General features: G+C 51.7%; 1 rRNA gene. It reads right to left on the bottom strand.

What is annotated here, in order from left to right:
• Nucleotides 1–47 precede the first annotated feature (47 nt).
• Nucleotides 48–1444, bottom strand: a 23S ribosomal RNA gene (locus GLP24_RS19740); the annotation flags it as partial.

The raw sequence follows: 1444 nt of genomic DNA on the forward strand, positions 1-1444 counted from the left end.
AGAGTCCGTCTCTTCTCTTTAGAGAAGAAAAACCCCTTGGGTGTTGTATGGTTAAGCCTCACGGGCAATTAGTATCAGTTAGCTCAATGCCTCGCAGCACTTACACACCTGACCTATCAACGTTGTAGTCTTCAACAACCCTTTAGAGACCTTAAAGGTCTAGGGATGACTCATCTTGAGGCTCGCTTCCCGCTTAGATGCTTTCAGCGGTTATCGATTCCGAACTTAGCTACCGGGCAATGCATCTGGCGATACAACCCGAACACCAGCGGTTCGTCCACTCCGGTCCTCTCGTACTAGGAGCAGCCCCTCTCAATCATCCAACGCCCACGGCAGATAGGGACCGAACTGTCTCACGACGTTCTAAACCCAGCTCGCGTACCACTTTAAATGGCGAACAGCCATACCCTTGGGACCGACTTCAGCCCCAGGATGTGATGAGCCGACATCGAGGTGCCAAACACCGCCGTCGATATGAACTCTTGGGCGGTATCAGCCTGTTATCCCCGGAGTACCTTTTATCCGTTGAGCGATGGCCCTTCCATTCAGAACCACCGGATCACTATGACCTGCTTTCGCACCTGCTCGAATTGTCATTCTCGCAGTCAAGCGGGCTTATGCCATTGCACTAACCTCACGATGTCCGACCGTGATTAGCCCACCTTCGTGCTCCTCCGTTACTCTTTGGGAGGAGACCGCCCCAGTCAAACTACCCACCAGGCACTGTCCGTAACCCCGATAAGGGGCCAACGTTAGAACATCAAGCATACAAGGGTGGTATTTCAAGATTGACTCCACAACCACTGGCGCGGTTGCTTCAACGTCTCCCACCTATCCTACACATGTAGGGTCAATGTTCAGTGCCAAGCTATAGTAAAGGTTCACGGGGTCTTTCCGTCTAGCCGCGGGTACACAGCATCTTCACTGCGATTTCAATTTCACTGAGTCTCGGGTGGAGACAGCGTGGCCATCATTACGCCATTCGTGCAGGTCGGAACTTACCCGACAAGGAATTTCGCTACCTTAGGACCGTTATAGTTACGGCCGCCGTTTACCGGGGCTTCGATCAAGAGCTTCGACCGAAGTCTAACCCCATCAATTAACCTTCCGGCACCGGGCAGGCGTCACACCGTATACGTCATCTTTCGATTTTGCACAGTGCTGTGTTTTTAATAAACAGTTGCAGCCACCTGGTATCTGCGACTCCCGGCAGCTTAGAGAGCAAGTCTCATCACCGCTAGGAGCGTACCTTCTCCCGAAGTTACGGTACCATTTTGCCTAGTTCCTTCACCCGAGTTCTCTCAAGCGCCTTGGTATTCTCTACCTGATCACCTGTGTCGGTTTGGGGTACGATTTCTTATAATCTGAAGCTTAGAAGCTTTTCCCGGAAGCATGGCATCAATGACTTCACTACCGTAGTAGCTCGACATCGTATCTCAGCCTT

It is taken from the genome of Photobacterium carnosum, from assembly GCF_021236965.1.
Lineage (GTDB): Bacteria > Pseudomonadota > Gammaproteobacteria > Enterobacterales > Vibrionaceae > Photobacterium > Photobacterium carnosum.